28 protein-coding genes are annotated in these 23723 nt (G+C 33.2%); 15 read left to right on the forward strand and 13 right to left on the reverse strand.

Annotation, left to right across the window (positions count from 1 at the left end; genetic code table 11):
• Window positions 1–17: 17 nt before the first annotated feature.
• Window positions 18–260, reverse strand: coding sequence for a DUF357 domain-containing protein (locus tag IJ258_RS06680; protein WP_292804750.1), 243 nt, complete (start codon window positions 258–260; stop codon window positions 18–20).
• Entirely contained in the window at window positions 257–823 is a 567-nt protein-coding gene (gene pgsA / locus IJ258_RS06685) for an archaetidylinositol phosphate synthase (protein ID WP_292804753.1), read from the reverse strand. Before pgsA ends, IJ258_RS06680 begins: the two co-directional genes overlap by 4 nt.
• Window positions 824–859: 36 nt before the next feature.
• Here pgsA and IJ258_RS06690 point away from each other — a divergent pair, with 36 nt between their 5' ends.
• Window positions 860–1441: an L-threonylcarbamoyladenylate synthase gene (locus tag IJ258_RS06690; protein WP_292804756.1), complete on the forward strand. Its 582-nt coding sequence runs from the start codon at window positions 860–862 to the stop codon at window positions 1439–1441.
• Between the two features lie 10 nt (window positions 1442–1451).
• Here IJ258_RS06690 and IJ258_RS06695 read toward each other — a convergent pair whose 3' ends face one another.
• On the reverse strand, window positions 1452–2339 hold the full coding sequence (locus IJ258_RS06695) for a hypothetical protein (RefSeq protein ID WP_292804759.1): 888 nt from the start codon (window positions 2337–2339) through the stop codon (window positions 1452–1454).
• Window positions 2340–2485: 146 nt separating this feature from the next.
• A complete protein-coding gene (locus IJ258_RS06700) occupies window positions 2486–3442 on the reverse strand; it encodes a hypothetical protein (RefSeq protein ID WP_292804762.1) in 957 nt (318 codons plus the stop codon).
• A gap of 73 nt (window positions 3443–3515) precedes the next feature.
• On the opposite strand from IJ258_RS06700, the gene radB reads away from it, so the two are divergent.
• The 4 genes from radB to IJ258_RS06720 are packed head-to-tail and all read left to right on the forward strand — an operon-like array spanning window position 3516 to window position 6556.
• A complete protein-coding gene (gene radB, locus IJ258_RS06705; RefSeq protein WP_292804765.1) occupies window positions 3516–4220 on the forward strand; it encodes a DNA repair and recombination protein RadB in 705 nt (234 codons plus the stop codon).
• A 59-nt stretch (window positions 4221–4279) separates the two neighbouring features.
• Window positions 4280–5455, forward strand: a complete 1176-nt coding sequence (locus IJ258_RS06710) for a pyridoxal phosphate-dependent aminotransferase (RefSeq protein ID WP_292804768.1) — start codon at window positions 4280–4282, stop codon at window positions 5453–5455.
• Between the two features lie 10 nt (window positions 5456–5465).
• Entirely contained in the window at window positions 5466–6182 is a 717-nt protein-coding gene (locus IJ258_RS06715) for a 4Fe-4S binding protein (RefSeq protein WP_292804771.1), read from the forward strand.
• Window positions 6179–6556, forward strand: coding sequence for a putative zinc-binding protein (locus IJ258_RS06720; protein ID WP_292804774.1), 378 nt, complete (start codon window positions 6179–6181; stop codon window positions 6554–6556). The genes IJ258_RS06715 and IJ258_RS06720 overlap by 4 nt, the downstream gene beginning before the upstream one ends.
• Window positions 6557–6566: 10 nt before the next feature.
• Here IJ258_RS06720 and IJ258_RS06725 read toward each other — a convergent pair whose 3' ends face one another.
• Complete coding sequence (locus IJ258_RS06725) at window positions 6567–8345, reverse strand: ribosome biogenesis/translation initiation ATPase RLI (protein WP_292804777.1); 1779 nt, start codon at window positions 8343–8345, stop codon at window positions 6567–6569.
• 219 nt (window positions 8346–8564) lie between these two features.
• Here IJ258_RS06725 and IJ258_RS06730 point away from each other — a divergent pair, with 219 nt between their 5' ends.
• The 7 genes from IJ258_RS06730 (at window position 8565) to IJ258_RS06760 (ending at window position 12251) form a co-directional block, all read left to right on the forward strand.
• On the forward strand, window positions 8565–9173 hold the full coding sequence (locus IJ258_RS06730) for a hypothetical protein (protein WP_292804780.1): 609 nt from the start codon (window positions 8565–8567) through the stop codon (window positions 9171–9173).
• 197 nt (window positions 9174–9370) lie between these two features.
• The gene (gene pth2 / locus IJ258_RS06735) at window positions 9371–9709 is read left to right on the forward strand and encodes an aminoacyl-tRNA hydrolase (RefSeq protein WP_292804783.1); all 339 of its coding nucleotides are present in this window, start codon (window positions 9371–9373) and stop codon (window positions 9707–9709) included.
• 3 nt (window positions 9710–9712) lie between these two features.
• Window positions 9713–10387: a delta 1-pyrroline-5-carboxylate synthetase gene (locus tag IJ258_RS06740; protein WP_292804786.1), complete on the forward strand. Its 675-nt coding sequence runs from the start codon at window positions 9713–9715 to the stop codon at window positions 10385–10387.
• 1 nt (window position 10388) lies between these two features.
• Window positions 10389–10550: a zinc finger domain-containing protein gene (locus IJ258_RS06745; RefSeq protein ID WP_292804789.1), complete on the forward strand. Its 162-nt coding sequence runs from the start codon at window positions 10389–10391 to the stop codon at window positions 10548–10550.
• A gap of 20 nt (window positions 10551–10570) precedes the next feature.
• Window positions 10571–10840, forward strand: coding sequence for an elongation factor 1-beta (locus tag IJ258_RS06750; RefSeq protein ID WP_292804792.1), 270 nt, complete (start codon window positions 10571–10573; stop codon window positions 10838–10840).
• Between the two features lie 212 nt (window positions 10841–11052).
• Window positions 11053–12102: an ATP-binding protein gene (locus IJ258_RS06755; RefSeq protein WP_292804795.1), complete on the forward strand. Its 1050-nt coding sequence runs from the start codon at window positions 11053–11055 to the stop codon at window positions 12100–12102.
• A gap of 26 nt (window positions 12103–12128) precedes the next feature.
• A complete protein-coding gene (locus tag IJ258_RS06760; RefSeq protein WP_292804798.1) occupies window positions 12129–12251 on the forward strand; it encodes a hypothetical protein in 123 nt (40 codons plus the stop codon).
• A gap of 750 nt (window positions 12252–13001) precedes the next feature.
• Here the strand turns inward: IJ258_RS06760 and IJ258_RS06765 are convergent.
• Together IJ258_RS06765 and IJ258_RS06770 are read right to left on the reverse strand one after the other, a co-directional pair.
• Window positions 13002–13907 (reverse strand): type II secretion system F family protein, encoded by a 906-nt coding sequence (locus tag IJ258_RS06765; protein WP_292804801.1) that lies wholly within the window; start codon window positions 13905–13907, stop codon window positions 13002–13004.
• A 4-nt stretch (window positions 13908–13911) separates the two neighbouring features.
• Window positions 13912–15336, reverse strand: coding sequence for a CpaF family protein (locus IJ258_RS06770; RefSeq protein ID WP_292804804.1), 1425 nt, complete (start codon window positions 15334–15336; stop codon window positions 13912–13914).
• A gap of 130 nt (window positions 15337–15466) precedes the next feature.
• Between IJ258_RS06770 and IJ258_RS06775 the strand changes: the two genes are divergently transcribed.
• Window positions 15467–16372 carry a methyltransferase domain-containing protein gene (locus IJ258_RS06775; protein WP_292804808.1) on the forward strand — a complete coding sequence of 302 codons (906 nt, stop codon included), beginning with the start codon at window positions 15467–15469 and terminating at the stop codon, window positions 16370–16372.
• Here IJ258_RS06775 and IJ258_RS06780 read toward each other — a convergent pair whose 3' ends face one another.
• From IJ258_RS06780 to IJ258_RS06795, 4 genes are all read right to left on the reverse strand, one after another.
• The gene (locus tag IJ258_RS06780; RefSeq protein WP_292804811.1) at window positions 16373–16639 is read right to left on the reverse strand and encodes a hypothetical protein; all 267 of its coding nucleotides are present in this window, start codon (window positions 16637–16639) and stop codon (window positions 16373–16375) included.
• On the reverse strand, window positions 16636–17337 hold the full coding sequence (locus IJ258_RS06785) for a hypothetical protein (protein ID WP_292804814.1): 702 nt from the start codon (window positions 17335–17337) through the stop codon (window positions 16636–16638). The genes IJ258_RS06780 and IJ258_RS06785 overlap by 4 nt, the downstream gene beginning before the upstream one ends.
• An 8-nt stretch (window positions 17338–17345) precedes the next feature.
• Window positions 17346–18599: a tripartite tricarboxylate transporter permease gene (locus IJ258_RS06790; protein WP_292804817.1), complete on the reverse strand. Its 1254-nt coding sequence runs from the start codon at window positions 18597–18599 to the stop codon at window positions 17346–17348.
• Between the two features lie 96 nt (window positions 18600–18695).
• On the reverse strand, window positions 18696–19157 hold the full coding sequence (locus tag IJ258_RS06795; protein ID WP_292804820.1) for a MarR family winged helix-turn-helix transcriptional regulator: 462 nt from the start codon (window positions 19155–19157) through the stop codon (window positions 18696–18698).
• Between the two features lie 65 nt (window positions 19158–19222).
• On the opposite strand from IJ258_RS06795, the gene IJ258_RS06800 reads away from it, so the two are divergent.
• Window positions 19223–19720: a hypothetical protein gene (locus IJ258_RS06800; RefSeq protein ID WP_292804823.1), complete on the forward strand. Its 498-nt coding sequence runs from the start codon at window positions 19223–19225 to the stop codon at window positions 19718–19720.
• Window positions 19721–19744: 24 nt separating this feature from the next.
• Here the strand turns inward: IJ258_RS06800 and IJ258_RS06805 are convergent, their stop codons facing one another.
• Together IJ258_RS06805 and IJ258_RS06810 are read right to left on the reverse strand one after the other, a co-directional pair.
• Window positions 19745–21052, reverse strand: a complete 1308-nt coding sequence (locus IJ258_RS06805) for a prephenate dehydrogenase (protein ID WP_292804826.1) — start codon at window positions 21050–21052, stop codon at window positions 19745–19747.
• A gap of 80 nt (window positions 21053–21132) precedes the next feature.
• Complete coding sequence (locus tag IJ258_RS06810; protein WP_292804829.1) at window positions 21133–21936, reverse strand: DUF4013 domain-containing protein; 804 nt, start codon at window positions 21934–21936, stop codon at window positions 21133–21135.
• Window positions 21937–22109: 173 nt separating this feature from the next.
• Here IJ258_RS06810 and IJ258_RS06815 point away from each other — a divergent pair, with 173 nt between their 5' ends.
• On the forward strand, window positions 22110–23624 hold the full coding sequence (locus tag IJ258_RS06815) for a hypothetical protein (RefSeq protein ID WP_292804832.1): 1515 nt from the start codon (window positions 22110–22112) through the stop codon (window positions 23622–23624).
• The last annotated feature ends 99 nt before the right edge of the window (window positions 23625–23723 follow it).

The following is a 23723-nucleotide window of genomic DNA, read 5'->3' on the forward strand; positions in this document are numbered from 1 at the left end:
ACAAATATAAAAATAGTTTAGATGATTCCATGAATCATCCTTAAAGCATCCAATAATCCGTGACTGTATTCAATGCAACCGAATGCAGTCCTCATATCCTCTTTTTCAAGATAATATTTTGAATCGTTCCAGTAATCAACAGCCCTGTCATACACTTCTTTTTCCTTGCCTTCAAAAGTAATGTCGGCTACCTGATTCAAATTCCTTTCCAGTTTCGCAATGTCCTTTGCTATTTTTTCTGGACTTTCAAGTTCACTCATTTCAATTGCCTCCAAACATGCATTATTCTCTGTCCAACAGTAAAGTATGATAAAATCACAAGAATGTAGATAACATAGGTAAAGTAAATGTCACCTGCAAAGTATCCTATAATCGCTCCAACAATTAATATAATCATCCTGACTGCCCTTTCAGCAATTCCAATGTTACACTCAGCACCCTGGGATTCTGCCCTTGCCCTAACATAACTTACACATATTGCAGAATGAATCGCCAGAACTCCAACGAACCAGTCACAGTATCCGCCAAAAATAATTCCGATGTAGATTATTGCATCTGCAAACCTGTCCATTGTTGAGTCAAGGAATGCTCCAAACTTGGATGCCCTGTTATGATATCTTGCAACGGCACCGTCAACAACATCCAAAAACCCAGATAATAAAATCGCAAAACACCCTAAAAGAAGGTAATGATTTGCAAAACCATATGCTGCAAGCACTGCAACGAATGGTGATATTACCGTAACGATATTTGGATTGATGTTCAGATTTCGAGCTATCGGATTCAATATTCTTGTCAATAATGGTCTTAAACTTTGAAGCATAGTTATATATAAAGTTTTTATCTAATATAAATGTGAATGAAAGTCCTGAAAACAAGCATTGATGAAGTAGATGAAGATATTGTTCACGAAGCAATAAGAGTCCTGGCCGATGGGGGAGTAATATTATACCCTACAGATACGGTTTATGGTCTTGGAGCAAACATCTTCGACAATAAGGCAGTAAGAAGAGTTTTTGACATTAAGAAGAGAAGCTTTTTAAAGCCATTATCAATTCTTGTCCGTAATGTTGAAACAATTGGTATGGTTTCAAAAATATCATTGGGTCAAAAAAATACGATTAGTAGTTATTTGCCGGGTCCTTACACATTTATCTTGTCCAAAAGGAAAATTGTTCCAAGATACATTACAAGCGGTCTGAGCAATGTCGGTGTCAGGGTTCCGGACTGTGAACTTGCATGCAGGCTGGCAAGTATTTTTCCAATAACCACTACCAGTGCCAATTTATCTGATGATGAAGTTTTATCCAATCCCCGAGAAATTTTAGAACAGCTGGACTGTGAAGTGGATCTGGTCATTGATGTCGGTGATTTAAATACAAAAAACGCTTCATCCATTATTGATTTGACTGGTTTTAAACCAAAAATAATAAGAAAATAAGAGATTATGATTAATCTCTTGCGTATTTAACTAACAATAATGTTCCTAATAATAGAATGATTAATGCCGGAATAAAATTATATCCTGTCACATGTTTTTTAAGGTAACTTTTATGTGATTTTGAATCTTTTGAATCATTTTCATTAGAAATATCATTTTTAGTATTGTCTTCTTTTATTTGTGCTTTAATGTTTTCAGTTTTATTTTTAGGGATAACTGGTGTATTTTCACTAGTGTTTGTTTTATTTTCTGGAGTTGTTGGGGTGCTTTCATTTTTTAAAGTGTCATTTGTTAAATTTGAATTATTGTTGTTGGTTTCATTTATTATGGCTTGTACAATGTCTCTGTAAGTTATTTTATATGCAAAGAAATTCTGATGTCCTGGATTTGTGGATTGCAATACTTCAAAGTCAAATACAGCTTCAGTAGTATTGTTTATTTTTTTAACAGCGCCGTGATCAGGAATAATTTTTTGGCTGGATGTAGCTTTAATTTCTTCCATTAACTTTGAATCAACTCTTTTTCCAGTAAAATCATCACTAAAATGCCAAATGATATGTTGGGTTTTAACGGTGTCCTGCATTGCAATGTCATAATATTCTACAAAGAAAGTTTTCAATTCATTTCCAATGGATTCTTTGCTTTGACGATTAATTGCTTCGGAGGTGTCCTTTACTATAAAGTTATTTCCTTTTGTTGCTTCTTCATCGCCATAGTTAATACAATATCCATTGTATCCGTCATCAAAACTTATATTGTAATGACCGTCTTCACTTGCACCAACAAGATCACCTGTTCGGTCTTCTTCATTTTTAATTTTCAATTCATCTTCTTCGACTTCACTGGACATGATTAGTGTATTATTTTCCGCTGATACACAATTAAGTCCTATTGTCATGGATAGCAAAACGATAAACAAAGTAAGTATTATTTTTTTCAAAATTTTCACCTCTTAACAGTTGTTGCATAATTAGCGTTGTAAGAGGTTATATATAAAGTTAAAGTGAATGGATGGTAACTAAAAAAATAAAGAAAAGATTAAAATTAATCTTTTCTGCGAACAGCAACTGCAATAATTGTAATAATCACAATAACAATTATCAGTATGAATATTGGGTTTCCAGCTGCTTTTAAAAGCTGTGAGGTTGTGTCATTTTGTGGTGTGTCATTGGTGTTGTTAATGGTTTTCACATTGTTGTTATTAATGATTGTGGTGTTGGTCTCATTAACAATGACTGTATTTGTCTTATTTACAATTGTTTTGTTTGTTTCATTTACTGTTGTATCATTATCTGATTTGTTATTGTCATCAGTTTGTTTTTGATTATCTTGTGTATTGTCATCGGATTTTTTACTGTCATCTGTTTGTTTTTGATTGTCTGTTTCTTTGTTTTGATTATCAGCGGTTTTATCGTTATCCTCATCACCAGTTTCATCTACTGGCTGATTGCCTGAATCATCACTTGGAGTTGACAGTATTTCGGGCTCTTCAACGGTTTTCATTGAAACTGTATATGCAATGCAATCGGATTTCTCATCATCAACGGATTTCAAATATTCAAAATTAAAAGTGGCTTCAGTTGAATTGTCAATTTTAACAACAGGGTTGCTGCCGATTTTTTCATGTGAATTCAATGCTTCTTTGATTACATCGTCATTTGAATCTCCATTGTTGAGTTTGGTTAAAATTTGTGCAATCTCATGTTCTTTTCCTTGCTTATATGCTTCGATAATAACTGATTTCACTGTATTTTCAATATCCTTTCCATTAAATTCATCTAATAGAAACTTGTCTGACATTCCAGCATTATTTTTATCAGGATTTATGTTAAAACCAGTAAATCCGTCATTGAATTTAATTTCCCCATCTGAAATGGAAATAGGGAGGATATAATGTCCATTGTCTTCCACTTCAAGAGTATCTGTAGTGTTGTTGCCTGCCCAGACCATGCTGAGGGCGAACAACAGGACTACAAAAAACACAATTATCTTCTTGTTCATATCAAACACTCCTTTAGTTATATTAAAATATGTTTTTTAAATATTTATAATATATGAAAATCAATATTGTATCATGAAAGTATTGGCTAACTTTGTAGATAATCACAAGCTTCCATCAAACTCTTCACTTGATGGCTTGCTGGATGGGGGTTTTGAGAAAGGTTGTGTAACTGAGATATTCGGTTCTCCAAGTTCTGGTAAAAGCAATGTTGCACTGACATTGGCTGTTAACGTTGCAAAAAACAACAGAAAAGTAATTTACATTGACACTGAGGGGGGAATATCAATTGACAGAATCAAACAGATTTCAGGACCTTATTTCTCAAATGTGGCCAATAATATTATGGTTTTAGAACCGACTGATTTTTTACAGCAAACTGAAAACCTAAGATCAATTGACGTATGGCTTAGAAAGCACCATGAAGAAGTGGATTTGATTGTTCTGGACTCTGCCGTTGCATTATATCGTGTAGATGATATGAAATCATACAAGTTAAGCAAGGAGCTTAGAAAGCAAATTCAATTATTGTCCAACATTGCCCGCAGGTATGATATTGCAGTGATTATTACCAATCAGATTTATAATGCCTTTGACGATGAAGGAAACAATGAGGTCAGGGCAGTAGGTGGGGATATTATAGAGTATATAAGCAAGGTAATAATTAAATTGGAACGTGGTGAAGAGATAAATCAAAGGGTAGCCACACTAAAACGTCACAGATCAATACCTGAAGGAAGGCAGGTTACTTTTTCAATAACTTCCGATGGTATAAATTAAGTTAATTTTATTAACAATTAAATATAAATATTTATTTTGGAATTGTTTGAGTGATAATTATGAGGGAAGAGGATTTCGATATTAAAAACCCGAAAAAGAAATTTCAAAAAACCGAAAGAGTGCCTCCTGAAGGATATGACTCCGCTAATGAGTTTTTTGAAGATATGTACATGGACAAAGACATGATTTGGATGGGTCAAAACACCAACCATTTGCATGATGATACAATAGCCGATGCTATGATTGAAGCCATCAAGGAAAAAACTTTTTGTCGATACCCTGCCCCTGAAGGATTCAGCGAACTTAAACAATTAATATTGGATGATTTGGGATTAAAAGATTTGGAAGTATTATTAACATCCGGTGCAACAGAATCATTGTATCTGGTTATGCAGGCATTGCTTGAACCTGAAGACAATGTGGTACTATCTGATCCTGGTTACTTTATCATAGGAGACTTTGCAAACCGTTTTGCAAGCGAAGTAAGGTATGTTCCGATTTACTATCCTGAAAATGACTACAAGCTAACACCTGATTTGTTAAGGAAAAATATGGATGAAAACACCCGTATGGTAATACTTATTGACCCATTAAATCCGTTAGGTTCATCATACACTGAAGATGAACTAAAAGAATTTGCAGAAATTGCAAAGGAAAATGATTTATACTTATTACATGATATAACCTATAAAGACTTTGCACGTGAGCACTTTTTAGTGGAAAACTATGCTCCTGGCCAAACACTGACAATCTACAGTTTTTCAAAAATATTCGGAATGGCAGGTTTAAGGGTAGGGGGAGTTGTATCCTCAAAACCGATAATTGATGCTATTAAAAATGCTGTAGTCAATGATTTGGGAGTCAATATCATTTCACAATACGGTGCAATCGCAGGTCTTAAATCTAAACCACAATGGTTTGATGAAATGCGTGAAACCTGTTTTGAAAATCAAAGGTTAATCAATGAAATGATTGAACCGATTGAAGGAGTATTCCTGCCGGTTTACCCATCAGATGCAAACATGATGGTAATCGACCTGTCAGGTGCCGGAATCAATCCGAAGGTCATGTCCAATTACCTGATTGAGAAAAAACTGTTTACAAGGGAAGGGGAATACACTTCAGAAGAATTCGGTGACAGATACTTGCGTATAAGTTTCTCCATACCAACTGAAGAAATCAAGGTATTCTGTGAAGAATTCCCAAAAGCAGTTGAAGCTTTGAGAACAAAATAAGGTTAATGATATGAGATTTAGGTATCATCAACCTATTCCTAATTTTTATGATATAGAAAACCCTCACCATCCGAAAACCACTATTTCTAATGATTTTTTAAATGAATTTGCTGACATTGCCGTTGCATCAGGATTTGTGGGTCTCAGCTATTCCAAACTAAGCGATGAGTTTAAAGAGGAATGGGATATTGACTGGGACAATATAATTATCCTTAAATATGCAATGTCTGATGAAATTCTTAAAATGAAACCTTCAGATGAAAAATGCAAACTGATGGATTTGGAATTTCAGGAATTCGGTCAAAAGACATTTGCTCTTGCAGACATTTTAAGAGAAGAAGGCTTTAAAGCCGATTTAATCAATCCATTGGATGATAGGGTAAGTTTAAGAGCAATTGCTCTTCAGTCCAATGATGCGGTAATTACAAGAAGCAACATGTGCATGTTTAAGGAAGGGTTGAATTTAGGATTTTTCATGATCCATACTTCAATTGAAAACTTGCCATTTAAAGAGGAAAATGAACTTAAATGGGTTGAGGATTACTGCTCCACCTGCGGAGTATGCATTGACAGATGTCCTGAAAATGCATTTGATGAAAATGAAAAGTTTCAAAGGAAATTATGCACTGCACACCGTGAAGGCTGCAGCATCTGCATAAACTTCTGTCCCTTTTACATAAGAGGTTACGATAAAGTTAAAAAAAGATATTCGAGGATGAAAAAATGAACGAGAAAATAGCATTGGTATCCTGTAGTGGATTAAGCCCGTTGGGTTTGGTTGTAAGGGCAGCTACCGTTGAACTGGCACTTGAAAACGATAACATTGTAGCGGCATGCATAACTGAGTATTCCGCTCAGCCTAATAATTGTTCTTCAATTCTTGAAGATGCAAAAATTGTTACAATTACAGGTTGTGGTGATGACTGCGCATCAGTGATTTTGAACGAAAAAGAAATTAATCCAGTAAAAAATATTTCTGCAGATGCAGTTGTTAAGACTTATGATTTAAATCCGTTGGATGCTGTCCGTTTGGATGATGATGGGGAAAAAGCAGTAACTGTACTTAAAAAATATATTTTAAATGAATTAAAAAAAATATAAAAGAGAATATTTAATCTGACAAGTAATAATATTCTCCTTTTTCTTTCTGTTCACGGTCTTTGTAACTGTCGAGCTTGTTGACTCTTGGTCTTTTGGTTTCCTTATCTCTTCTGAATGTAATGTTCAGGTTTCCTAAAAACTCGTTCATTGCATTTCTAAGGTCAGTCGGTTTTGAAGCATGACCGTTTAAACCGGGAGTTCCGTTAAACACCATTGCCCTGTCAGAGATATAATCGATAAACACGATATCGTGGTCTACAATAAGTGATGCAGCATTTCTGCTTTCAACCATCTTACGAATGACTCTTGCAGCAATTAATCTTTGTTCCACATCAAGAAATGCTGTTGGTTCGTCGAAAAGATATATTTCAGCATCTTTTGATAATGTTGCAGCTATTGCAAGTCTTTGAAGTTCTCCCCCACTTAAACCTTTAACTGGTTTGTCAAGCATTTCATCCAATGTTAATGGGTTCATGATTTCACTTTCAAAGATTTTTGATCCGAAACTAGGTGCATTCATATATAAAAAGTCACTTACGGTTCCTTCAAAGTTTGAAACAATGTATTGTGGCTTGTATGCAATTGTAACTTCTTCATCAACCTCTCCTGCGGTTGGCTCTTCAACGCCTGCAAGCATTTTGGCAAATGTTGTTTTACCGATACCGTTTGAACCGAATGCAGTTACAATTTCGTCGTAAAATATTTCACCGGCATCTGCACTTAAACTGAATCCGTCATACTCTTTTGACAAATCGCTGTATGATGCAAGTGCATCACCTTCATCTTCTGGAGTTGGCGGTCTGATTGTAAACTCAATTGGATTTCTTCTGATTCTTACATTTTCTTCAGCTAAAAATCCATTGATGTAAGCATTAATACCTAAACGAACTCCTTTTTTACCGGAAACCACACCGTATCCTCCTGGCTGTCCGTATAGTATATGGACATTGTCAGATAATGCGTCCAAAGTAGCAAGGTCGTGCTCAATGACAAGCACGCTTTTACCTTCTTCAGCTAAAGATCTTATTACCTTTACTGCATTTAATCTTTGGGAAACATCCAGCCAGGATGTCGGTTCATCAAAGTAGTAGAAGTCCCCTTCTCTTAAAACGGTTGCAGCTATTGCAACTCTTTGAAGTTCTCCTCCACTCAGGTTTTCCATATTTCTGTCAAGAACATTTTCAAGCTGCAATTCCTCGGTAACGTAATCCAGTTTGTCCCTTTCATTAACATTGCTAAGTAAATCTTTAACTTTACCTTTAACAACTTTCGGAAGCTTATCGACCATCTGTGGTTTTAGGATGGTTTTTATGTTTCCTTCGGATAAGTCTTGGAAGTATTTCTGAAGGGATGATCCCTTGTAATAGTCAATTACTGCATCCCAGTTTTCAGGTTTGTTTTCAAAATCCCCAAAGTTTGGGATTAAACTTCCGGATAATATGTTCATTATTGTGGATTTACCAATACCGTTTGGTCCGAGAAGACCCAGTACGCTTCCAGGTTCAAGAGATGGAAGTCCGAACAGTTCAAATTGGTTTTGACCAAATCTGTGAATTGGTTCGCCTGCTGCTTCAGGCAAGTTAATAATTGTAATAGCATCAAACGGGCAACGGTTGGTACAAATACCGCACCCTTCACATAATTCTTCAGATATCAACGGTTTTTTGGAATCTTCATCAATCACTATGGTGTCTTCATCCATTCTAACACCTGGACAGTAATGTATACAAAGATAATCACATTTTTTCGGTTGACATCGGTCTTTGTCTAAAATTGAAATACGAGTCATTATTATCTCCTTAAAATATAATCATTAATAATTTTGTAAATACTATCTAATTAAAGTATTGTCAAAATCGGTTTTACTCTTATTATTTTTGCGATTGAATTTTTTATAATATTGTATCTTGTTAGATTAATGAGGATTATATGGTAAAAGTTTTAAGTAATGAATTTAAAATTGTTAAATATAAATCTACTTTTAAATTTAAAAGTATCAGGTGGTTAAATGAATATTAATAAAATTTTAAGTTTAATATTGGCATTTGTTATTATCATGTCTGCATGTGGTGTAGCATTTGCTGATTCTAGTGATGGAGGAAGTGACTCTTCAGATTCTTCAGGTTCTGGTTCTTCAGATTCTTCTTCGTCTTCATCTTCTTCTTCATCAGATTCTCCTAGTTCATCTTCAGATTCTTCATCTAGTAGTAGCAGTTCTGATTCAAGCAGTAAAGATTCTTCAAGTTCTAGTTCTGATTCGTCAAAAAGTAGTAGTTCAAAATCCAGTTCAGGTTCTAGTTCTAGCAGTTATAGCTCAGGTTCTAATTATGGATCCAGCTCAAATTCCGGATACAGTTCCAGCGGATACAGTTCCGGTTCATATTCACAATCTCAACCAACATACAGTGCTGCTGATTCTTCTTCAAGTGATGATGTATCAACAGATGATGTTGTCAATGCAACAAACCAAACAACAAATGTTACAAACAACACTGCCAATAACACTAATGTATCTGAAACTGGAAACCCTTCTGGTGTAAGCACATATGTTATAATGTTAAGTATAGCAGCTATTTTAGTTATTATAGCTATTGTATTGGTATACTTCAAATTATAATTTAATTAAACTAGGAATTTTCCTAGTTTTAATATTATTTTTTAATTTTTTAGGCCGAATTTCTATTTCAATCAAATTTATATACTTGTTTTAATCATATAGTTATTATAATCAGGAATTTAATTATATGTGGGATTGTTTATATTTAAATTTTCAAGAAACTTTTGATTTTTTAGTAATAATGTGATAGTGATAAGATGAAACAAGTGATGATTGTAAGAACTGATTTGAAAATGCGTAAAGGAAAAATCGCTGCACAATGTTGTCATGGAGCTATAGGAGCTTATAAGAAATCGCCTCAGGATAAAATTAAAAAATGGGAAAATGAGGCATATGCCAAAGTGGTTTTAAAAGTGAAAACTTTAGAAGAGTTAACTTCTCTTAAAAAAATGGCTGATAAAAAGGGTATTGCAAATTATTTGGTTGTTGATGCTGGAAGAACACAAATACCCTCTTCCAGTGTGACTGTTCTGGCACTTGGTCCTGATGAGGATGATGTTCTTGATGAGGTTACTGGTGATTTGAAACTTTTATAATTAATGGTTGTGGTTGTCATTATAAAACAGGTTGTAAAGATTGGTGGAAGTCTGTTTCCAAATTATGCAATTGAACTTGCAGAGCAATTGGAAAAATCCAATTCAGTTATTATTTTGGGCGGTGGCGAATTTGCAAATCTGATTCGCAGATATGATGAGGAAATCCACTTTACAGAACATACTAATCACTGGCGAGCTATCGATTGCATGGATATTATAGCAAAACTTGTTAACGATAAAGTGGAATCAACTGAATTGGCATTTTCCATTGAAGAGGTAAATAAAATTTCCGATGAAGGTTTGACTCCAATTTTTGTCGTTTCTGATTTTTTAAAAAGAGAAGATCCCTTTGAGTGCAGCTGGGATGTGACTTCAGATTCAATTGCAGCTTATGTTGCACACCTTCTAAATGCAAACCTTTTAATAGTAACAAATGTAAATGGTATATATACCCAAGAACCGAAAGAGCCAGGTTCAACATTCATAAGTAAAATTGATGCAAAAACTTTACTAACTTTTCAAGAGTCATCAATTGATGTAATGTTACCGTCTCTTTTATTAAGGTATGGGACTAATTGTTATGTTGTGAATGGGAAGTACCCTGAAAGGGTTTTATCTTTAATAGATGATAATATAAATGATTATAACTTCGATTACACACAAATAACAGGTGATTAGAATGAAAAAAGTAGAATGTGTAAGTTGTAAACAAGAAATTCCATTAACCGGTACATTCGTTGAATTTGAATGTCCTGAATGTGGAGCAAAAATTGCAAGATGTGAAAAATGCCGTACTTTTGGCCACGCTTACAAATGTGAATGTGGTTTTGAAGGACCTTAAATTTAAATGGAGGAATTAGAATGGGTGAAGTATTAACTACTATGAAAATTATGCCAGACAGTCCTGAAGAAGACTTAGAAGCAATCAAAGCAACTATTGAAAGTTCAATGCCTGAAGGTGCAAAAATCCACGAAATTGCAGAAGAACCAATTGCATTTGGTTTAGTTGCTGTAATTTTACAATTCATCACTGAAGATGGTGAAGGTGGATCTGAAGCTGTTGAAGAAATGGTTCAGGCTATTGATGGTGTTGCTAGTATTGAAATTACTGGTGTAGGAAGATTAATGTAGATTTTTTTTATATATTTTGAGTTATTTTTCAATAACTCTCATTTACTATTTTTTTAGACTTTTTTTTTAATTATTGATGGTTTAATTTAGGTTTATTTTTTGACGGTTATTGTGGTTGTGGTTGTGTGTTTTTTCATGTTGTCGCACTTTCAAAACTTTTTAATATCTAATAAAATATACTATTATTAATTAATTATTTGGAGGCAAAAACAATGAACTTTGAGTTAAGTATTGATCGTGAAAGTCCATTTCAACCAGGTAAGCCAGTTTCTCCATATTACTTTAAAGGAAGACATTCCAGTATTCAGAAAATATTAAGGTATTATAATAATGCCTGTGACAGGGATGTGCAGCATTTCTTTTTAACAGGTAAGAAAGGTATTGGTAAAACATCACTTGCAGAATTTGTCAAACAATACCTTGAAGACAACAAAAACGCTTTGGGCATTTATGTTTCCAATAAAGGTCAGAATTCCCTTGAGGCTCTTGTGACCTCTATTTTTGAAGCATTTTTAAATAATGTGGAGAAAAGCTTTTTTGAAAGAGGCTTTGAAAGCTTATTTGGTAAATTAGAAAGTATTGAATTTAAGGGCGCTAAAATACATTTCAAGCCTGATGAGGAAACTTCCAGAGATTTGGTCGCAAGTTTTCATTACATTTTAAATGAACTGGTTGGGGAATTTGATGATAAGGATTGTATCTTTTTGATTATAGATGATATTAATGGTTTATCACAACAGGAAGAATTTGTCAACTGGTATAAGAGGTTTGCAGACACCATTGAGGTTGATGATTCATTTGATTTGCCGTTATATATATTATTTGCAGGATATCCTGAGAAATTCGATAATCTGGTGCTGCAGGATTTGTCTTTTGGAAGAATATTTCACCATGAGGAAATAACCAATCTTGAAGATAGTGATGTTTGTCAGTTTTTTGTCAATGCGTTTGATAGTGTGGGCATGACTTGTCAAAATGATGCATTGGATTTATTGGTATTATTCTCCCAAGGTTCTCCTTTAATGATGCAACATATTGGGGATGCGGTCTTTTGGCAGGCTGATGGTGAAATCATAACAAAAGAAACAGCGGCAATGGGTATCTTAACTGCTGCCAATGAGCTGGGAATCAAACAGATACGTCCGGATTTAAACAGAATAGAATCAAAACATTATTTGAATATTCTTTTAAAACTGGGAAAACACCAGATATATAGCTTCCAGAAAAATGAACTGGAACAATATCTATCTGAAGAAGAATAAATGTTTTAAGTAATTTTTTAGCTAAAATGACTGATATTGGCATTTTGAATCCAATTGGCATTCAAAACAGTGGCGAATATGAGTTCAGTAATATTTTATACTTTACTTATTTCATGATCAAGGCAAATGAAGGCAGTATTTTGGATTAAAAAATTATTTTTTTGAGCTCACTTCAGAAACGGTAGTTTAATTTAAATCTTTTTTATATATTTTGAGTTATTTTTCAATAACTCTCATTTACTATTTTTTCATATTTTTTTTTGCTTACCTAATTTTTACAAAACATTTATATACTAGTTTATACTACCTGTTATATAACACTTGTTATCTTTGTAATCATAGTGTAAAAAAATTTAGGTATGCCTAAAAATTACCGAAACCTTTATATACTATGATGACCAACTTTAATACAAGTGACATATAATTTAGGTGAACCTAAATTTTTCACTTAACAAAACATATTATTAGTCAATAATAATACAATCTCCAAAATATAAATATTTGTATTGAATTAGCTTTCCACAATTTTCTAATTTAATACATGGGAAATTTATCTGCCAAATTTTCCAAAAAACGAAATTGGTGTTTAACTCTCCTCAAACACTAAACACCAATTATTATCTCTTTTTTCAAAATTTTTCATGATCACTAAATTTTAGGTATGCCTAAAAAATTAGAAACATTTATATACTATTTGTTACAATATTTTTAAATAGCAATCAAAAGTTAGGTCTACCTAAAAATCTAATTTTTCATTGCTAGTATGGTTTATTTAAAGACCATATTACTACACTCCGATTGTTATTAAATTAGTTTAACTCTCTTTTCTAATTTAATAAAAAGCATATAACTACTCTCACGAAATTAAATATGTCTAACATATTTAATTTCACCTATCTTTAAATTTGTGGCTCTAATTTTTTTATAAACAAACCCATAAACATCACAACCAGCGGGAAAAATATCGTATAAATTACAAACAGTAATTCTGAAGAAATTATATCTCCCATGACTGTAGAACCTGCCATTAACATTATCAAACTGATTACTGGCGCCAAAATTGCGACAAACGTATAAATCAGAATAAATGAATTCAATTTTTGAGCATATTCTTTTAGTTTAATCTGCATATCAAATGAAATGTCTTTAGCAATAATCTCTAAACTGCTTGCAAGATTTCCACCAACTCTTAGGGTACCTATTATTTGATGAATTGCTCTTGTGAGGCCTTCAGATTTGACTCTGCGGGACATCTCCATCAATGAGTCTTCAGTTGATTTTCCAAACTTTATCTCTTCTAGGACTCTATTGAATTCACGGGACAGTGATCCGTAATTTGCATTTCTTATTGTTATTAGGCTGTCATGCAATCCTCGACCTGCTTTTAACTCTATGCTCATATGCCTTAAAGCATAAGGAAGTTCCTGATTTAAATCAGAATATCCTCTTTGCTCCTTGATTTGGGGATAATATAGTAAAGACATATAAATCATTAAAACCAATGTCAGATACATCCCGCTTATCTCCCAGCTTGTCAAAAATGCAAGTAAAACCAATACAGCAAACAGTAGTCCCACTACATATTTTTTTAACAGATAGTAAAGCAGTTCATCACGTATTTCATCAAGACGTGTTTCATGTTTGGCAAGTTGTGGTTCAACTTCAAAATTCAATTTTTCAAATATAGACAAATCAATTTGGCCACTTTTTGATTTTTTGGAGTGATCCGGAAGGGATAGGTTTTTGAAAAACTCAATCAGGGACAAAAATATCCCTCCAATAAGAATAAAGAAATTATTGAACATTGTCTCACCTGTTTAAGATAATTCTGTTTAAGACTTGCTTCGGATTTTTGTAATATAGCTCAATAACGCTGTTTACGCCTTCAACCGAACGGATGTTTTGATTAATCATATGTTTCAGGACAATTTTTCTGTTTTCAATTTCGCTTTTAAGCTCGGGAATTGATTTTCCGCTTAATGTGGCAATTTGCTGTAGGGTATTGCTGGTAATGCTGATGTTTTCAATTGTGTCTCTTTCAGGATTCCATTGAAAAATCTTATTTAACTGGACTGTACCTTCTTCCATTCCAACAACCTCTGCTACTTCACTCACTCTTCTAAATGAAACGCCTGAAGGGGTGTAGATTCTATTCTGCATTATTATAAAATCAATTGCCTGAATCATAATCTCGGGCACTGACATGGGGTCATTGGTCAGTCTTGTTATGGTTTCTCTGGCATCATTTGAATGCAATGTCCCAAAACCTGAATGACCTGTATTTAATGCTGTAAAAAGGGTAATTGCCTCATCTGCCCTTACCTCTCCAACTATTATTCTGTCTGGGCGTTGTCTTAGTGAATTTTTAACAAGATCATTCATTGTTAACTCTCCCTTGCCTTCAATATTGGCAGGTCTTGTTTCCATACGGATGACATGCTCGTGTGGAATTTGAAGCTCAAGTGTGTCTTCAATTGTAATGATTCTCTCATTCGGATTGATGAATGCTGAAAGTGCATTTAATGTTGTTGTCTTTCCAGAACTGGTTCCTCCAGATATTATTGCATTGGCGGATTTCACTCCAAGCCCGTCAATGCACAACCATAAAAATCCTGCAAGATCAAGTGATATTGTTTTTGAATTAATCAGGTCGATTATGGTTAATGGGTCTCGTCTGAACTTACGTATTGTCAGTGAGGGGCCGTCGGCTGAAACCGGTGGGATGGTGGCGTTGATTCTTGAGCCATCTGCCAGACGGCCGTCAAGAATCGGAGATTCCTGATCGATTCTTCTGTTAATTTGTCTTGCAATTGAATCGATTATGTCTCTTAGTTCGGATTCATCATTGAACTGGAGATTTGTTTTCATCATTCCATATTTTCTGTGATATACAAAAATGGGCTTGGATGTTCCGATTATCATGATTTCTTCCAGTTCGTCATCCTGAATAAGAGGGTCAATTTCTCCATATCCTATGATGTCCCTGAGGAACTTTCGAGATAAGCTATCTAAATATTCATTTGAGATATTATTATTTTGATTTTCTCCACTCAACCTTAAGAATAAAAAGTTCTTAATGTCATTTAATAATATCTCTTCATTTGCTTGGTAATTTTCACCAGTGGATATAGCTAAATCAACCAAGTTTTCACGTATTTCTCCTAAAAGGATTCTTTCTTCAGCAGAATAATTCTGCCTTACTACATCATATTGTGGTATTATATCATTGTTCATATTTTTCACCAATGGCGACTTTTTTTAGTTGCATATACTAATTAGTAATACTAATTTATATAGTTTTTATTACTTTTGAAAGCATTATTAGTGATATAAAACAATATTTAAACATTAAAGCAATTTTGAGGTGATTTCCATACTAGACATTGATGAAAAAATCAAATCACTTGAGGAATGTGAAAACTGCAGTGACGTTCAGATAAAAAAATTCTCTCCACTAAAAGATTTAATCGATTTTGAAACTATTGATGGGGATTATTTAAGGTGTGAATGCGGCAAAAGACCATTGGATATTGTAATGGGTCACATCCTGAAGATAATGATTGAATCAGAAATTGTTCCTGAAAAGGCGACTTTGAGAAGAAACTCCCCGGTTCCATTGTCAAACTTTTATTTCAGTAGCCTTAACCCTCAGTTCATTGGTAAAAAAACATTGATTTTGCTTCATCCGGATTTTACAAAAGAAGTGGCATTACAGCTAATCGAAGAGGTTCCTGAAGTTGCTTGTGTCTTAAAGGGAAGTCCTCAGGTTACTGTTGGTCAGGCAGATAAAGATTCTGAAATAAATCACTTTGAAATTCTTGCAGGTGACGATGCACAGACAAACGTAATGAGAACACTGCTTTCAGATAAGATAATTATTCAAAAAAACCAATCCATACATCATATCGAAGTTGCAGTAACCACCGAACAGAAACTGGTTCAACTGCACAATTATCTTGACAATAATGATATTAAAACTGGTGTGGCACTTGATGGGGTGTGTGGGCTTGGAGCAATAGGAATATACTTGCTTAAATACGGTTTTGAAAAGGTAATATTCAATGATATAAACCCTGAGATGATTGAAGCACTAAAAAATAACCTCAAAATAAATGGAATAGAAAAAAATTATGAAATATTCAACGAATCATTTGAGAATTTGGATATTGGTGATGTGGATTTATGTGTAATTGATGCATTTCCGGGAGCAGATATTTCACAAATCAAAAAGAAAGCTGAAGAGATTGCAGATAATGTGGTTATTATCTAGCTATAATCTGTTATTTAATTTTAAAATTATTTCAAACATTTTTTGAATATCTTCACTCATATTTTTTTCAATGACTTCAAATGTAGCGATATGCTTTCGATTAAGGTATTCTTGAGCAAAGCTGCGGCCCATAAAATCAATACCTTCAAAGTTCATGATAACTTTTGAAGCATTTGAATCAATATTTTTAAATAATTCTTCGATTTTTTGTCTTGATCCTAAATCTGGGCCTATTTCTTTTTCTAAATAAACTTCAATTTGATTCATATTATCAATTCATATTTTACTTGTTTTAAATATTTATAAATATCAATTTTTTTGTTTAATTTCATTCTTAAACTTACTAATGTTCCATCAATACAATCGTTAGGAATTTCTCTTGCAATAATGTTATCTTTAGTTATATGAATTAGTGCACATCCTGAAACAATCAATAATTCACCATCGCTGCCTGATGTAACAATATTTGTAGTATTATTTAATCCAGTTCCTCTTTCAACGTATCCTAATTCTTTTTTACTTGATAGTCCGTTTATTGCTTTGAGCAGTGCATCAGAATCATTTTTAATGGGATAATTAACTTTTTTTAATGAATTGGGTATGGTTATACCGTCATCTAAAAATGAGAATTCATAGTAATCTCCATCTATTCTTCCCATTACATATGCTTTCTCAAAGCATGAGTGGTCATAAATATTTGCTATTAATTCATGAAAAATAAATTTTAAAGTATTTAGATTTGATTTATTAATTTCTAATTCTTCTAAAATTTCATTTGCAACTTCTGCAGAATTGTCAGTATTAATATCAATTTTTCTTATGGAATTTATATTTTCAAAATTTAAGTTTTCATTATAGATTAATGGTAAAATTACAGTTGGACTAAAGTTACCAATGTCTATGTTCAAATCGTTCTTTTCCATATTCTCATATTCTTTAAATTCATTCAATAATATATTTTTCATCTAATCACCTAAATAAACATTTGCATATAGATTACAATTGCAGGAATAATTAGAACGCCCATCAAATGAGATTTTCCAACTCCAATGTAGTGAGGAAGCATTCCCATGGCTGTAGATGTAATTAAAGCCAGTGTCATGTAGAAAAATGGTGCCTTGTAATAAAAAATAAATATGTACAGTATGGCAATCTGAAGCAGGATTACTCCAATTGAAAGCTTTTTGTAGTCAACACCACCCATCAGTCTTGAAAAAGAGTCTCCAAGTTTCAATGACAGCACTAGGGATACTGAAACTGCAATCAGTGATGCAAAAATGAAAATTGCCAGGTGATTTAATCCCATCTCAAAAATCAGGTATGACATGTAAACAGCTATTCCGCTTCTTGGGTTTCCGATAATGTAGATTGCAATCAGTGAAAACAGACAGTCTGAAATGTTAAGACCGGAAGTTGCAAGCAGGAAGTTAACAGTATCATCATCGTCATTGTCATTTGCTCCGCTTACTGCCTGGGCAATAACTGTTCCCTGAGCCGGTCCAAAACCTGGCAGAAAACCTAGAATTGCACCGGTTATTCCTCCGGCAAAGATGCTTTTGAATTTGGGGTAATCGATGTTCAATTCATAAAATGGGTTTTGATGAGGTATTGTTGAGGAATCGTTTAAGCTGAATAAGATTGTGCTTATTCCGAACAGTCCCGAAAATGTGCACATCAGTGTGGTTCCGGAGGATATTGGGGTCTGGAAAATAATCCAGCCAAGAATTCCTGAAAGTATGAATAACAATAGTGACCATAAAAAGTCTCTTGTATTTACAGTTAGACTGTATGTCAGATAAACGGATGCAACAAGCAGGATAATCCATGTAAACGGTTTTGTCACATCATGCAGTATTGGAAGGACTATTGCAAAGATTGGAAGCATTATAATGGTTACAATAATTGCGCCAAATCCTCCAACGGAGACGATTCTGATTACTTCCTTTGACCTTCCCTGCAATACCATTCTGTGTCCCGGAAGGATTGATGTTGCAGTTCCTTCCTGTGGAACGCCTAAAAGCATTGAGGGTACAAATTCTATTAATGCATGAGCTATTGACATTGAAACCATTAAAACGCATAGAAATTCCGGTGAAACGATTGTTAAAAGGAATGTTGAGGATGCAAAAAGTATTGCACCGGCTGTATTCACATGAATGCCAGGTATCATGCCGGTTGCGGTTCCGATTAATATTCCTATAAAGCAAGCTATAACTAATTCTATCATAACTATTCATTAATCAAACTATAATTTAAAGCTTGTTTAAGTAATTAGGAAATATTGTGATGGTTTTGTAAAATTGAGGTGATTTTATTAAAATATTTAAAAATGTTCTCGATTGAATTCTAATGATTTGAGGGATATTTTGGATAATAATTTTAACAGGTCACTGCGGGGAATGTCTAACTGACTGCAGATCATATCGTCCCATTCTTCTTCTTTTTCAATGATGAATTCGGCGGTTTCAATGCCTTTTTTGGTTAAAGTGATTTTGTATGCTCTTTTGTTTGTTTCATCAATTTCTCTTTCAATCAGTCCTTTTTCTTCAAAATCCTTAAAAGCCCTTGAAACTCCACTCCTGTCCATCAGGCAGGCTTTTGCAATGTCTGACTGTGTTGTACCCAGTTCATGGTATAAAAAAAGTAGCATGTAATATTGGCTAGGCAATATGTCGGTTCCATTTTTTATATGCTTGTTTATGTAGAAATCATGTGTTTTTTTTAATGTAATCAAATGATTTACCAGAAACGGGGACTCCTTAATTATATCATCATATTCAATCATAAAAAATCACTTAGTAATATATTTCAATGTCAATAGTTAAATAGTATTTGTAACAATTTAATAACATGAATAAAAAAATCGTCATCATTTTGGCAATACTTGCAGTTTGCATCCTGCTTGCAAGCCCTGTTGTTGCCAAACAAAAAGTCAAAGTCAAAATATCCACCGATGATTGCGCAATTGATAATAAAGGATATATTGTTATTAAATTGGTTGATAAAAAAGGTAAGGAAATCAAATCCAATGGTATGATAAATTATACGATAACCGATAAAAATGGAAACTATAAATGGGTGTATAAATCATACAATAAAGGAATTCGAGTAAAATATAATGTGGGAAAATATAAGGTTAAAGTTAAATTCTTCGGTGACTCTCATTATAAAAAAGCTAAAAAAACCAAATCAATCACGGTTAAAAATAATTTCGACCCGTATACTTATTATGAAAATCACAATTGGGGTTTGAATCAGGAAGTTGATGATTATTTCGATTATAATTATTGGAATGAAGAAATTTATGATGATCCCAATGACCCTGAAAACGAGGCTTGGGATATATAGTTTAATTGGTGTGTTAAACACCAATTATTGTATTTCTCCACCAATTCCTTTTACATATTCTTCAACATATGCTTTGTCTTTTTCATCGAATAGTGTGTAATGGAAGGTGTATTCAGTTTTTGAATCATTAATGTTTGTATTGATGATTTCTGCACTGATTACAGGGTCAATATGGGTAAACATTTGTATTAAATATTTTTCATCACATCCTGATGGCAAAAGCACGTTTAAATTATGATGTTCCAATTTAAGGTTGTTTTTCTTCCATTCATAAAGTTCACTATCGGACAATATGTCTATATTGGAAATGGCCATGGTGACTTTTTCATCACCAGTATTCAGTATTACATTTTTTGAGGTGACCTTTTCTACGGTTCCCACATGGGTTTCTTTGCTGTAGGATTGGAATATACCTATCTCTTTTCCGATTGATTTTGTCAGTATGTTTGCTTTTTGTGAGGTCATGCTTATTGCCTTATCCGAACGAATCAGCGCTTCTTCCCGTTCATCCAAGTGCTGTGCTGATTTTACTATATTTTTTACAAAATCTTCCTCATCGCCTTCTTCAATAAGGTTAGACAGGTATATGCTTTCTTTTATCAGTGCTTTTCTAGCATTTTCTGTTTCCTTATTATTTTTTTGTATGGAATAATAAAGATAAGGATTTTGATAAACAATACGGCTTGCCATATCTAGCATTAAACTGTAAATTGGGCTTGAAAAGTTTCTGGATTCTTTAACGTTTATATTCAGTTTCCTGATTGTTGAAGCCAGTGCTATAAATGAAAAATGTGTCAGTCCCTGAACGATGCTCATGTACTTGTCATGCTCTTGAGGGGTTGTTATAACAATTTCACAATTTGCTTTAGTTAAATAGTCTTTGATTCTTCCTAGCCATTTGTTTGACCTGTTTTCAAAGGGTGTCAGTACGATAATTTGCCTTTCGAGTGTAGGAACTCTTGGTCCGAACATCGGGTGGCAGGGCATTATTTCCACATTTTCAGGAGCGTATTTATCTAAAGCCTCTGCGGCTTCCGTTTTTATGCTTGCAACATCCATCAGCAATGATCCTTCAGAGGCATGTGGAGCCACCTCTTTAATTGTGTCAACCATGAATACTATAGGAACACAGAAAAGAATAATGTCTGCATCTTTAACTGCATCGATATTGTTGCTGTTATACATAACATCTAGTTCTTTTGCTATTTCTTTTCCGGATGTTTCGTTGCGGCTTGTGATTGTTATGTTGAAATCATTTTTCAGGTGTTCGGCTATCCATTTTCCAAGGCCTCTTGTGCCTCCGATAATTGTCATATTTGATTTTTCAATCATGGTATTCTCCTATTCTGTATTGGTAATGTGGTAATATGATTTATGAATAAATTTTAAAAAAAGAAAAGATTGGTTTAATATTATGCATCCGCATATAATAAACCGATTGCTCTGTATAAAAACAATAGTATAAACGGTACTCCGACAAAAATGCCTATGAAAACTCCAATATATGGAATCAGTCCAATCGCTCCGATGACAAGTGTCAAAGCAAATGCAATTATATAAATTACAATCAATGTAACAATAATCCTTACAAATCCTATTTTTCTCATGTCTTTTAGTATTTCCTTGAATCTCAGGCCTTCAATTCCGCTTCCGGATTTTGCAAATCTGACAAGTCCGGTAAAGGACATCAATGAAAATATTATAAATAATATGATTGCAACAATTAATGTAATGGTTAGGGAATTGGTGAATGTGTTCATTGTTGATTGAGGAATAGCTGCTATTATTGAGGTAAAATCGCTTGCACCCTTGGATACAGCGTCAATACTTGCATATATTGCCTCAGTGAATGAGGTAAAAAGTCCGCTTGCGGAAGCAACAATTATAACAATGATTACTGGTATGATGAAATAGATTATATCTAAAATTAATGCTTTAATTCCAAGAACAAATTGTTTTACATAATCAAAATCGGGAAGTGTATCATCACCTTCAGTTCCACCTTTAATGACATCAACTGAGTATCCTAAGACTATAAATGAAACGACAAATGTTACAAGAGTTAAAATTAAAGTTAATGTATCATTCTTTAATCCGTATGATGGAAGAATTGTTGATAAGCTCATTAGAATAATTAAAGCACAGAATATTAAAAATTTTCGAGTATCGCTAATTGGATATTTAATGGCATCCATTATAATTTCACGCAAATTCATATTTATCACATACCTATTGTTTGACAGATATATATTTTTAGATAATAATATTTAAAATTTAAAGCTATATCTACAACCTAATTTAACAAAACAAACGTTCGGTGTTTATATTATGTAAAATGGCCATAATTTTAATATATATGGATGATATAATTATTCATAAGAGGCATTATATGAATAAAAAAATAGTAACATTAATTCTTGTTATACTAATTTCCTTTTGTCTTTTAAGTATTGTGGTGGCGGACAATGCCACAAATGATGATAACAATACAACCGATCAGGACAAAATTGATACTAATAAGACAACTGACAAGGACAATTCAACAGATGATAAATCTGATGATAATAAAACAACAGATAAAGATAAAACGAACGATAAATCCAAAAATAATTATATTTTAGCTAAAGGAAAGGGAAATAACATTAAATTTAGCGATGGGTTCAGAGGTTTTATTCTTGATTATAAAAAATCTCCTGCAAGTTCAGGAGATGAATTCAAACATGTCTCTACATCAAAAATCAGCAATTCAAATAAGCTGAAGCTAGCTATAATTGAATGCTACAAACAGAATTCGACTTCTAAGATTGGAAAAATAATGTCTGATTTTGTAAAAAAAGGTTCTTCCAATACAAAGGTAGGTAAAGCGGTTGCTGATTCACACAAAAAAATAAGTGACCATGAAGTCGTTAAAATTAATGATCATACTGAAGCTGTTTTTGATTTTGAAGTTTTAAAATCTGTATCTGGTAACGAATCAGATTATTTTGCATATAAGGTATCATTTAAAACTATCAAGGATGATAAAAAAGACATAATTCAGTCCAATAATCTAACTAATGTAACAAATCCAACAACAAATGTTATCAATACAACCAACACTACAAATTCAACAAATGTTATCAATACAACCAACATTACAAATTCAACAAATGTTATCAATACAACCAACATTACAAATATGACTCCGCCAAGTGATAATGAAACAAATTCAACATTCCTAATGGACTTATTTAATTATTTGGCTTTCATTTTGGATGCACTTTATGATGCATGGCAACCTATTATCGACACATTACTAAATTATCTTCTAATGTTTGTCAATGCTCTGGAAGAATTGATACAGTTCTTTGAAGACCTTATGAATGATATTCAATCTTTGTTTGATGCCATTGAAGAACTTTTAGGCATGCTTGAATCGATATGGGATGAACTAGGTGGCCTTTTAAAATTATTTGGTCTTTTACTGGCTGCAGCTGAACAGCTTTTAAATTTATTGGCTTATCTAGTGACAGCTATAGGTCAGCTTTTTGATTTGTTAATTGGTGCTATTCAACAGCTTTTAAACTTTTTCGGTCTTATAATGGATGCTATAAGTCAGCTTTTCAGTTTTCTAGCATATCTTCTTGATCAGCTTTTAAACTTACTTGGAGCACTGTGGAATTTCATTTCTGGAATTCTTTCCTGGCTGTTCTCACTGTTACAGCAACTTTTAGGATTGCTGTATGAGTTAATAGATTTCTTTTCAGATTTAATCAATCAACTCTTGTCCTTACTTCAAGCAATTTTGGACTTCTTGAAATCCGCTGGCAGTTATTTGATTAAAGTCATTGACAATGCAGTAATTCTAATAATTGCATTCGTGATTATTACAGTTGGTGCTTTTGTTTACAATAGAATAAGATAAGATTGGTGATATTTCATGATTATTTTATGAAATTTCACTTCATTATATTTTTTTTAACATTATGAGTTACTTTTTGTTGATTTTTACTTAAATTGATGC

This window comes from Methanobrevibacter sp., from assembly GCF_017468685.1.
In the GTDB taxonomy this organism is placed as follows: domain Archaea; phylum Methanobacteriota; class Methanobacteria; order Methanobacteriales; family Methanobacteriaceae; genus Methanocatella.

What these genes read in the sequence shown, in the direction of transcription:
- IJ258_RS06745 (WP_292804789.1), top strand. Translation starts at nt 10,389, where the DNA reads ATGAAAAAAGTAGAATGTGTAAGTTGTAAACAAGAAATTCCATTAACC.
- IJ258_RS06715 (WP_292804771.1), top strand. Translation starts at nt 5,466, where the DNA reads ATGAGATTTAGGTATCATCAACCTATTCCTAATTTTTATGATATAGAA.
- IJ258_RS06795 (WP_292804820.1), bottom strand. Translation starts at nt 19,157, where the DNA reads ATGATTGAATATGATGATATAATTAAGGAGTCCCCGTTTCTGGTAAAT.
- IJ258_RS06785 (WP_292804814.1), bottom strand. Translation starts at nt 17,337, where the DNA reads ATGAAAAATATATTATTGAATGAATTTAAAGAATATGAGAATATGGAA.
- IJ258_RS06690 (WP_292804756.1), top strand. Translation starts at nt 860, where the DNA reads ATGAAAGTCCTGAAAACAAGCATTGATGAAGTAGATGAAGATATTGTT.
- IJ258_RS06805 (WP_292804826.1), bottom strand. Translation starts at nt 21,052, where the DNA reads ATGATTGAAAAATCAAATATGACAATTATCGGAGGCACAAGAGGCCTT.
- IJ258_RS06750 (WP_292804792.1), top strand. Translation starts at nt 10,571, where the DNA reads ATGGGTGAAGTATTAACTACTATGAAAATTATGCCAGACAGTCCTGAA.
- pth2 (WP_292804783.1), top strand. Translation starts at nt 9,371, where the DNA reads ATGAAACAAGTGATGATTGTAAGAACTGATTTGAAAATGCGTAAAGGA.
- IJ258_RS06720 (WP_292804774.1), top strand. Translation starts at nt 6,179, where the DNA reads ATGAACGAGAAAATAGCATTGGTATCCTGTAGTGGATTAAGCCCGTTG.
- IJ258_RS06765 (WP_292804801.1), bottom strand. Translation starts at nt 13,907, where the DNA reads ATGTTCAATAATTTCTTTATTCTTATTGGAGGGATATTTTTGTCCCTG.
- IJ258_RS06680 (WP_292804750.1), bottom strand. Translation starts at nt 260, where the DNA reads ATGAGTGAACTTGAAAGTCCAGAAAAAATAGCAAAGGACATTGCGAAA.
- IJ258_RS06780 (WP_292804811.1), bottom strand. Translation starts at nt 16,639, where the DNA reads ATGAATCAAATTGAAGTTTATTTAGAAAAAGAAATAGGCCCAGATTTA.
- IJ258_RS06695 (WP_292804759.1), bottom strand. Translation starts at nt 2,339, where the DNA reads ATGACAATAGGACTTAATTGTGTATCAGCGGAAAATAATACACTAATC.
- IJ258_RS06725 (WP_292804777.1), bottom strand. Translation starts at nt 8,345, where the DNA reads ATGACTCGTATTTCAATTTTAGACAAAGACCGATGTCAACCGAAAAAA.
- IJ258_RS06710 (WP_292804768.1), top strand. Translation starts at nt 4,280, where the DNA reads ATGAGGGAAGAGGATTTCGATATTAAAAACCCGAAAAAGAAATTTCAA.
- IJ258_RS06755 (WP_292804795.1), top strand. Translation starts at nt 11,053, where the DNA reads ATGAACTTTGAGTTAAGTATTGATCGTGAAAGTCCATTTCAACCAGGT.
- IJ258_RS06770 (WP_292804804.1), bottom strand. Translation starts at nt 15,336, where the DNA reads ATGAACAATGATATAATACCACAATATGATGTAGTAAGGCAGAATTAT.
- IJ258_RS06700 (WP_292804762.1), bottom strand. Translation starts at nt 3,442, where the DNA reads ATGAACAAGAAGATAATTGTGTTTTTTGTAGTCCTGTTGTTCGCCCTC.
- IJ258_RS06810 (WP_292804829.1), bottom strand. Translation starts at nt 21,936, where the DNA reads ATGAATTTGCGTGAAATTATAATGGATGCCATTAAATATCCAATTAGC.
- radB (WP_292804765.1), top strand. Translation starts at nt 3,516, where the DNA reads ATGAAAGTATTGGCTAACTTTGTAGATAATCACAAGCTTCCATCAAAC.
- IJ258_RS06800 (WP_292804823.1), top strand. Translation starts at nt 19,223, where the DNA reads ATGAATAAAAAAATCGTCATCATTTTGGCAATACTTGCAGTTTGCATC.
- IJ258_RS06740 (WP_292804786.1), top strand. Translation starts at nt 9,713, where the DNA reads ATGGTTGTGGTTGTCATTATAAAACAGGTTGTAAAGATTGGTGGAAGT.
- IJ258_RS06760 (WP_292804798.1), top strand. Translation starts at nt 12,129, where the DNA reads ATGACTGATATTGGCATTTTGAATCCAATTGGCATTCAAAACAGTGGC.
- pgsA (WP_292804753.1), bottom strand. Translation starts at nt 823, where the DNA reads ATGCTTCAAAGTTTAAGACCATTATTGACAAGAATATTGAATCCGATA.
- IJ258_RS06730 (WP_292804780.1), top strand. Translation starts at nt 8,565, where the DNA reads ATGAATATTAATAAAATTTTAAGTTTAATATTGGCATTTGTTATTATC.
- IJ258_RS06815 (WP_292804832.1), top strand. Translation starts at nt 22,110, where the DNA reads ATGAATAAAAAAATAGTAACATTAATTCTTGTTATACTAATTTCCTTT.
- IJ258_RS06790 (WP_292804817.1), bottom strand. Translation starts at nt 18,599, where the DNA reads ATGATAGAATTAGTTATAGCTTGCTTTATAGGAATATTAATCGGAACC.